This window comes from Nostoc sp., from assembly GCF_036917455.1.
Lineage (GTDB): Bacteria > Cyanobacteriota > Cyanobacteriia > Cyanobacteriales > Nostocaceae > Nostoc.
Genome location: NZ_JBALDK010000201.1, coordinates 112,992 through 121,826, shown reverse-complemented (window position 1 = coordinate 121,826; position 8,835 = coordinate 112,992). Strand labels below are relative to the sequence as shown.

General features: G+C 41.7%; 6 protein-coding genes and 1 pseudogene. 4 read left to right on the top strand and 3 right to left on the bottom strand.

From position 1 onward, the window contains the following. Nucleotides 1-236: 236 nt before the first annotated feature. Complete coding sequence (locus V7K42_RS21870) at nt 237-2,318, bottom strand: dynamin family protein (RefSeq protein WP_334919407.1); 2,082 nt, start codon at nt 2,316-2,318, stop codon at nt 237-239. Nucleotides 2,319-2,695: 377 nt separating this feature from the next. Between V7K42_RS21870 and V7K42_RS21865 the strand changes: the two are divergent. From V7K42_RS21865 to V7K42_RS21850, 4 genes and pseudogenes are all read left to right on the top strand, one after another. Next, a pseudogene (locus V7K42_RS21865) lies at nt 2,696-2,878 on the top strand (Uma2 family endonuclease); the annotation flags it as partial. Between the two features lie 94 nt (nt 2,879-2,972). Then, nucleotides 2,973-3,947 carry a cysteine synthase A gene (locus tag V7K42_RS21860; RefSeq protein ID WP_334919406.1) on the top strand — a complete coding sequence of 325 codons (975 nt, stop codon included), beginning with the start codon at nt 2,973-2,975 and terminating at the stop codon, nt 3,945-3,947. A 50-nt stretch (nt 3,948-3,997) separates the two neighbouring features. Then, entirely contained in the window at nt 3,998-4,336 is a 339-nt protein-coding gene (locus V7K42_RS21855; protein WP_334919405.1) for a (2Fe-2S) ferredoxin domain-containing protein, read from the top strand. 48 nt (nt 4,337-4,384) lie between these two features. Further along, entirely contained in the window at nt 4,385-5,296 is a 912-nt protein-coding gene (locus tag V7K42_RS21850; RefSeq protein ID WP_334919404.1) for a DUF5331 domain-containing protein, read from the top strand. A gap of 5 nt (nt 5,297-5,301) precedes the next feature. Here the strand turns inward: V7K42_RS21850 and ygfZ are convergent, their stop codons facing one another. After that, nucleotides 5,302-6,297: a CAF17-like 4Fe-4S cluster assembly/insertion protein YgfZ gene (gene ygfZ, locus V7K42_RS21845; protein WP_334919403.1), complete on the bottom strand. Its 996-nt coding sequence runs from the start codon at nt 6,295-6,297 to the stop codon at nt 5,302-5,304. A 759-nt stretch (nt 6,298-7,056) separates the two neighbouring features. Further along, nucleotides 7,057-8,709, bottom strand: a complete 1,653-nt coding sequence (locus V7K42_RS21840) for a mechanosensitive ion channel (RefSeq protein WP_334919402.1) — start codon at nt 8,707-8,709, stop codon at nt 7,057-7,059. Nucleotides 8,710-8,835: the final 126 nt, after the last annotated feature.

Here is an 8,835-nt window from a genome sequence, read left to right as displayed (position 1 = left end):
TCAATGTGCTTCAGTATGTCACTCATATTTTTGTGTCAAAAACTTATCGCAATCTTCTTTTACCACAGAATATTACTATTTTGGAGATGTCTAATTATTTTAACGAGCCGCAAAGAATACGAAGAGAATAAATAGTTAACTAAATGCTATTGACTTATGGTTAGATTAGGTATATTACAGAGCCTTCTCATAAGCATTTTTAGCTTCTATCTAAGAATGAGAGAAATAAGCTATTATTAGCTATAGTAAGCTAGCAAATTGCTATACGCTGCCTCAATTTTTTGCAATTGAGCGATTACATTTTCCTGTAAGTTTTTTAAACGATTGAACTCACTCTCACGATTTATTTCGCGGGTTTGTTTCTGCTTGACCAGATTATCTAATTCAGATTTCCGAGAGACAATATCATCATTAATCCGCTTACCCACTTCTCTTTCGTAAGAGTCAAAACACTCTTTCACAGCATTGTATACAACCTGAGATTGCTCGTGTGCTACTTGGGGGAGATGTTTAACTAACTCTTTCTTTGCTGTTTTAACTAACTCTCTACGCGCCTGATCTGCTTGCAAAAATCCTACTCCCAAACCTAGCAATGCAAACCCGATTGGCCCAAGCAAAACACCTGTCATTGCTGTAATTATCCCACCGATTCCAATTACAGTGAAGTAGTTTAACAAGATATTTTTCCAATCAAATCCAGCGCCGGCTAGTGCGAAACCAGCAAGATTTCCTTTAGACAGTGATAACAATCCCATTGCCCATTTTGCCCAGCCGGGAGAGTTATCTTCTTCAGCAGTAGTAGTGGTATTTACCTTTACGTCTTGTCCTGTGAGCTTTTCTGTAATTTGGTCTGTGATTTGATTGTAAGATGCGCCATATTGGGCAGCACTGCGAGAAAGTTCTTTAAAAGCTGTATTAATATCTTTTTCAGCAGTTAATGTCCAAGCAGCAGATTTATCAGTGATGTATTGCTCAAAGGCTTTTTGCAGTGCGGTGTTAAATGCTTCTCGTTTACCACTGCTGAGAAAATCAAATAAATTTAACTCTGGCTGATAGCGTAAGAAGTCGGTTTCAAAGGTATTACCTAAGTTTAAAACATAACTGCGAAAAGATTCAGAAATTTTTCTTGCTTGAGTGTCTCTGGTATTGATAATTTCTTTTTGGAATTCATCTCGGATACCTGTGAGTTTGTTAAACTCAGGTTCTACTGAATCAATCCGTTTTTTCAATTCATTTACATCTTGATCGAGTAATGGTATGCGTCTTGCAACTGCTTCGCGGGTATGATTGCAGGTAAGTCTTGCTAAAGTTCTGACTTGACGGAGTTCTGCGATCGCACGTTCTCTGGTAAGAAATGTATTAAGGGAATCCATAAACTTCGGAAAGCCAGTCCCATCTAAATCAGCTTGGGGGTTCTTCAAGCGTCGTCTCAGTGCTTGAATTGACGAAAGCTCAAATACCCGTTCGTCATAAATATTCTGACCTTCTACAGTACAATATTCTGCTAAATTCGCCTTAAATACTTGCCGCAATCTATCTTCAGATGCTTTTAATTCTTCGATATCATCAGGATCGATTAATGATTCCCGCACCTGATCCCAAGCGTTAACTAAGAAGAAAACTGTTAATCCTCGACCTTTGATATAATTTTCTAGGTAGCGACGCTCACCTAATGTACAAGGTTGAGAAGCTCTCATCACAAATAGAATTGCATGGCAATTATTTACATAACCCAAAGATAATTCGTTTCGCGCTTCTGTATCATTCAACCCTGGGCTATCGACAATTTCAATTCCCTTTTCTAATAGCGTTAAGGGATACTCAACAACTGCATAATCGACATCTGGAAATGCTTGTTTTTTCTCCTGCTCTAATTTTTTTGCCTCAGCCGGATCGATAGTATATTTATATTTAAAGTTTTGAAAATCTAGCTGTTGTGGACTTTTCCCATCATTAAAATGAATAGTAACTTTCTTTTCTGGCCCATAGCGTAAAACTGTTAACACTGCGGTACAAGGGTTAACATCACTCGGTAATAAGTTTTCCCCAATTAAGGCGTTGAGGAAAGTGCTTTTTCCCCGTTTCATATCGCCCAATACTAAAAGACGAAATACACCTTGGCGGAGGTTTTTACTAGCTACTGTAATATCTTCAATATCTCGCTCTAAACTGAGTTTTCCTGATGAGGAGTCGCCAGCCAACTCTGCTTGATTAATTGTTTCAGCCAGTTTAGTCAAACATACAGACATCTCTGAGCGCACTTGAGCAACCCGCTCTAAATCTTGGATAAATCTGTCAGTTGCTACCTGATTTGTCATAAAATTTACACCTTTATTAAAGATTGGTTTTTTTAGATTCCAAAAATAGTTTGTAAGACACCCATCCCAGCGCACCAACAATAATTAACCCAGCTGATACTGAGGCTATTCTTACTGCAACTAGCGCTACCACACCAAGAGTAATCCCGTCTAAGACAATGAAAAGATGTCAGCATTTACTTATTAGCTATGCTGTATACTAACTTACGTAAATATTGGGCAACCCCAGTAAATTTACTATTTTGCTTTTCATAGCCTGGTAAACTTGAGCTAGAGTTAGATACCACAAAATGCACTTTCTTATCGGAAATTTGTAGCGAAAACAAATATTAGGGACTGACAAATAAAAAAATATCCCAAATTTTCTTGTGGGATAGGAGAAAATGGAGGAATATATGAGGGAACCAGGAGTACAGTTAGGCTTGTTAATTGACCGCAAGCATCGCCGAGTCTATATTTATCGTCCTGGTGTATCAGAGGAATGTCTGGAAAATCCCGCCACTGTTAGCGGTGAATCGGTATTACCTGGGTTTATTTTAAATATGAGTAAAGTTTGGTAGTGTACGCATCATAGAATTTTAGACAAATTAGATGTAAATCATGCGATCGCTATAAGCCCAAATTTTTATAGATACTCACATAGGTATAGTCAAAATGGATATTAAAAATGGCTTCGTTGGGGCTGTTGGTAACACACCCCTGATTCGCTTAAGCAGTTTCAGTGAAGAAACAGGGTGTGAAATCCTCGCGAAAGCTGAATTTCTCAATCCTGGCGGTTCCGTCAAAGACCGCGCCGCACTTTACATCATTGAAGATGCCGAAAAGAAAGGTTTACTCAAACCCGGTGGTACTGTTGTAGAAGGAACTGCTGGTAATACTGGCATTGGACTGGCGCATATTTGCAATGCCAAAGGCTACAAATGCCTAATTATTATTCCCGATACTCAGTCACAAGAAAAAATAGACGCACTGATAGCACTAGGTGCAGAAGTTCGTCGCGTTCCTGCTGTAGCCTACAAAGACCCAAACAACTACGTCAAGCTATCTGGCAGAGTCGCTGCTGAGTTGGAAAATGCTATTTGGGCGAATCAGTTTGATAACTTAGCCAATCGCCTCGCCCACTACGAAACCACAGGGCCGGAAATTTGGAAACAGACAGATGGTAAAATAGATGGATGGACATGTGCAACTGGTACTGCTGGTACTTATGCTGGTGTGGCCTTGTACTTGAAAGAACAAAATCCAGCGATTAAATGCGTTGTAGCCGATCCTCTGGGTAGCGCCCTCTATAGCTATGTCAAAACCGGCGAAATCAATATAGAAGGAAATTCCATTACCGAAGGCATCGGTAACGGTCGCGTCACAGCCAATATGGAAGGCGCACCTGCCGATGATGCTATCCAAATCGATGACAAAGAAGCTTTGCGGGTAGTTTACCAACTGCTAAGGAAAGATGGGTTGTTAATGGGCGGTTCAACGGGTATTAATGTTGGCGCAGCTGTCGCCCTTGCGAAGCAATTGGGGCCAGGACATACCATTGTCACGATCTTATGTGATAGTGGTTCTCGGTATCAGTCACGGATATTCAACCCGGAATGGCTAGCTTCAAAAGGACTTTCAATAGATTAGTCATTGGTCATTGGTCATTGGTAAAAAATAATATAAAAGATAAAGGATAAATGACCAACATCACTCAACCATCAAACTTGCCCACAATAGACCAACCCTCTTCTTCTAAATGTGTGCAGGTTTGTCAAAATCGTACCTGCAAAAAGCAAGGTGCGGCTAAGGTATTAGCAGCTTTTACGGCTTTCCCAATCCCTGATGTAACGGTAACGGCTAGCAGCTGTTTAGGACAATGTGGCAATGGGCCGATGGTGCTGGTGTTACCCGATATAGTCTGGTATAGCGGCGTTCAACCCGATGAAGTATCTCTACTGATAGAAAATCATTTACTAGGTGGTCAAAGAGTCGAACAGATGCTCTATTATCGGTTTCATCCCCAGAGATCAAATTAATTAGCAATATCAAAGTCTGTAATCTTGTTGACTGAAGTGAGGCATCCAATGAATATCCAACAGCTGCGTCAATCCTTAAAACAAAATTGGCTTGTTTACTACAGCCAAAATATTACCTGGCTGGTGAAAATGCGAATTTGGGGGACTTACGATGGTCTACGCCGTCCTTTGTCGGGTTTTATTTTGGCAACACTCTCTGTTTTAGAACCCCAGTTTGATGAAATACTTGCTTTTATGATGGATTTGAATAACGATCCAGATAAAATAGTCGCTGCTTTAGGTCTTAACTTCAATCCTGATGAAGAGTTACGTTTAATAAAATTAGACCATTCTATGACTACAAGCCAAGTGGCAAGTGAGTTCCCAGATGAGAAGCATTCTGAGGATAAACATCTATTATCATCTGTAACTGCCAGCAAGATTGCGCTTCATTCTCTTGCCAAGACTTTAGACTCCAACTTGTCACGGGCTAATCAAGTAGTGCCATTATTTACAGTTAACACTGAAGTAGTTCGCACCCGCAAACCTGAGTTGGTAGTAGCAAATGCCACTAAGATTGCTCCAGATACTCCGATAAAAACGCCATCCCTCGGTTTTATAAGGGAATATCAACCCATAGGATTGCACTCTGCGCTGACAATGATTACCGAAGTTAACAGCAAAGCAAAAACTATGCCATCTGTGGCGTTAGCTAGTGAGGTTAAAAGCAACGCGCCATCTGTCCGAATCCCTGTAGGCGCATTGCTGGCAATTACCACCGAGATTAACAGTAATGGCAAATCAGTGCGATCGCTAGCAATTACTACTAAGGTTAAAAGCAACAGTAGACAACCGAATATTCAACTACAAGAGGTTAAAAGTAAAGTTAATTTATCAACCACTAATGCCCGTAGTTTAGCTTCTTGGGTGGATGAATTTTGTTACGGCACTAGAAAAAAAGAAGAAGATATTTTGACTTGAATTACTTACGGGTATTCGTGAGAAACAAAGGGGATTTCTATGACTTCACCTTCAGTTTCTCCCACTTTAACTTTTAAGCCTATGCCACCAGCTTTGGTGCGAATATAACCTAGTCCAAAATAACCATCAACCGTTTCTGTGAAACTGGTAAGTTTGCCGACCTTTTCATCTCCAACTGCGATCGCACTTCCAACTTCTACAGGGGCACTGAGGCGGATACCCAAAAGGTGTTGTTTTACACCTTTATATGTATTTAATCGAGCGATGGTTTCTTGCCCAATATAGCAACCTTTAGTAAAAGAAATTGTTTGCCACAAACCAACTTCCAGAGGATTGTAATCATCTGTGAGTTCGGAATCTGGCGCGGGACGGCCTTGTAAGATTCGTAAAGTATCCCAAGCGCGATCGCTCATTTCTACCGCCCCAGCTTCTAACAATTTGTTCCACACCGTTGCTTTGTCAGTATAGGGGAAAGTTAAGGTGTATCCGGGCGTAGCTAGCCCACTACCCACGGCAATCCGCACACCCTCGGCGGGAGCAATAGTATATACCTTATGACTCCCGTAAGGTTGGCCGATGAGTTCGCCAATACCCAGCTTTTCTAAAACAGCGTCGCTTCCTGGGCCAATCAGGCTGAAGGTGTTGGTATATTTTGTGATATCAGATAATTCCACCTTGTCAGCAAAGAAAATATATTTATCCAGCCATTCCATGAGATATTGGCGGCGGTTGGGTGAAACCAGCAGGATTACCGCATCTTCTCTCACATAAGCAGTTACTAAATCAATTGTTCTGGCTGTGGAAGTGACAAAAACCGTATCACAACCTTGTCCTGGCTTGAGTATTTGGAAATTGTTAGTACTTTGATTGTGTAAGAAATTGAGGCGATCGTCGCCAGCCACTTTGATACGTCCCCAAGCGGTGCGATCGCATATTGCAACCCCAACTCTAGCGGCTTGGATAGCTGCTGCGTCTTTATCGTCAATTGTAGATGTTGGCATGGTAGTGAGAACTTGCCCTGTTTTAATGTTGTCGCACTGGAAATCTTAGCAAATAAGCGTTTCCGGCTTCAATGTACCTCCGGTTTTCTTGTCACTGAAGTGCATTGGCAAAGTACCTTGTGTTAATTGCGTTCTGGTCACTTCCATAGAAAAACACAGAGAGATGATATAGGACGGGAGCAATGCTCTAACAGTGAGATGGGTAAGCAGGGGAGGCAGGGGAAGAGAAAGAAAAAAGTGTAGAAGCAGTCTGTTTCGGTAGTAAAAAATACTAAAAATGCCTCTTTACTCCCCCTGCTCCCCCTGCTCCCCCTGCTCCCCCTGCCTCAAGAGCCTATTTCACGAGGATCTCACTTTTTCGCGTTGCTCCCTATAGGACTCATATTTGATTTTTGAACAAAACTCAGTATACCTTTATTCCTTCTTCCCAGTCCCCAATCCCCAGTCCCTTACCTCCAGAAATCAAATCGGATTGCTATAGTACCTTTTAGAAGGAGACAGAACAAGGGTGCGATCGCTCTCTGCTATCGATTATTTAGTAGCTCCCCAACTTTAAATCTGCTGTATCTCTTGTTTTTGAAAGCGTTGAGCTTCAGAACTCGGAACTTGAGCTTTAGAACTCGAAATGTCAAATTCTTCACTCAAACTCCGAGTTTTGAAGCTCTAACTTTCAACCTCTTAAGCAGATTTTCTGCACTATTGATGCTTATGGCTGTACTATTGCAAGATTTACAGACGAAATTGCACCTTTCTCAAGTTTTAGTTTCTACCTTTAAAAGAGTTTAGCCATTCTTGAACTTGCTCGCGGGCAATATCGCGTCCACCAAGACCAAAGGCTAAGGCAATAGCAACTGCGATCGCACCTAATAAAAGTCCAAAGGCTAAATTTACAATATCACTGGCAACTCCAATCTGTTGCAGTGCCATTGCAGAGACTAAAGCAATAATCGCAATTCGCGCTACTTGTCCCAAAATCTCTGCCTGACGTTCGCCGGAACTGGTAATGATATTAAAAGCCAGATTTGCCAAGAATAAGCCAATGGCAAAGATTACCAATCCCGCCAAAATCCGCCCAAATATAATTACAATCCCAGACACTAATGCTGTCAGGGCTGCGATATTCAAGATATTCACCGCCGCCACCGTTGCAAACAGCATGATACCCACTAAGGCAACAATACCTGCAATTTCAGATGGAGTCCGGCTTGGGGTGTGGGCAATTGTTGGTTCGGTTGAAATTTGGATGCGTCTAGCTGGTGTTGTTAGACCCAAAATAGTGAAAATGTTATTAAAGCCTAAATTGGTGAGGATACTTATAACCAAATCTGCGACAAACCGCCCCACGAAATAGGCAACAATTAAAATTGCCACGGCTGTAAAGATGGCAGGGAGAGCGTTAAGAATCTGTTGCAGCATAGCGATCGCCGGGACAGAGATCGCATCAATTCGCAAAGCATTAAGCGCTGCGATCGCCACAGGAATCAAAATCAAAACATAGACAATTGTGCCGAGAATATTTGATAGAGGTTGCACCCCCGCAGCCGCAGATAATCCCAAACGACTACCTAAATGATCGATCCCAGTTGTCGCCAACAAGTTCGTCACAATCCGCCGCACCACATTAGCTATAAACCAGCCAACTAAAGCAATTAGCGCGGCAGCTAAAATGTTTGGCAGAACTAGCAGAACTTGTGTAATCAGAGCTTGTACTGGTTGTAGAGCCTGTCTTAGTCCAAGAGTATCTAAAACTGGGGCGAGAAACAGTAAAAATATAAACCAATACAGAGCATTACCAATGGTGTCACTCAGAGACAACTGATTCAGGCTAGGTGTCCTGTCTTCTGGTTCTGGATTCAAACGCTCATCCAGATTAAATGCCTGTAACGATCGCACAGTGATAATCTTCACAATGGTCGCCAAAAACCAGGCGGTTGCTAAAAGGATTCCCGCACCAACCAAATTTGGCAAAAAGCCAATAAGTTGATTGAGAAAATTATTTAGGGGTCGAGAGGCTACCTCCAGATCCAACGTCTGTAAAACAGCTACCGCCGTCAATAGAATAATGCTCCAAAAGACTAAGCTGGAGATTAATTTCTCCACTTGAGGAACATCCTGACGACCTGTTACCCCTGCGGCAATGCGATTATCTATATTTGTGCGATTGAGGATTCCTCGCGTCACCGCAGCTGCGATCGCTGCAATTAGCCAACCTACTAACAAAATTGCTACTGCCCCCAGTAGACGGGGCGTAAACAGAATTATCTGTTGAACAATACCTTGTACATTAGCGATTCCTTGATTCACTACTGGTTGTATCGGTTGCAGACTGGGCGATTGTGCCAAAAATTGCTGCACTCTCATGGGCAAACCAACTCCTATCACCTGGGTTATTCCTTGCCAAGTTGTGTTCATTTCGGAAATTAAGCTTAAGTATTCGCCGCAAACACTGAGTAAGTGTTTTGCCTATCAATTTACCAGTAAAAACATACATCTATCGCATTGATATCAAGAGTAATTTTTGACTTTGTTACTAAAAAT

Coding starts and splice junctions, on each gene's coding strand:
- V7K42_RS21840 (WP_334919402.1), bottom strand. CDS start 8,709: ATGAACACAACTTGGCAAGGAATAACCCAGGTGATAGGAGTTGGTTTG.
- ygfZ (WP_334919403.1), bottom strand. CDS start 6,297: ATGCCAACATCTACAATTGACGATAAAGACGCAGCAGCTATCCAAGCC.
- V7K42_RS21860 (WP_334919406.1), top strand. CDS start 2,973: ATGGATATTAAAAATGGCTTCGTTGGGGCTGTTGGTAACACACCCCTG.
- V7K42_RS21850 (WP_334919404.1), top strand. CDS start 4,385: ATGAATATCCAACAGCTGCGTCAATCCTTAAAACAAAATTGGCTTGTT.
- V7K42_RS21870 (WP_334919407.1), bottom strand. CDS start 2,318: ATGACAAATCAGGTAGCAACTGACAGATTTATCCAAGATTTAGAGCGG.
- V7K42_RS21855 (WP_334919405.1), top strand. CDS start 3,998: ATGACCAACATCACTCAACCATCAAACTTGCCCACAATAGACCAACCC.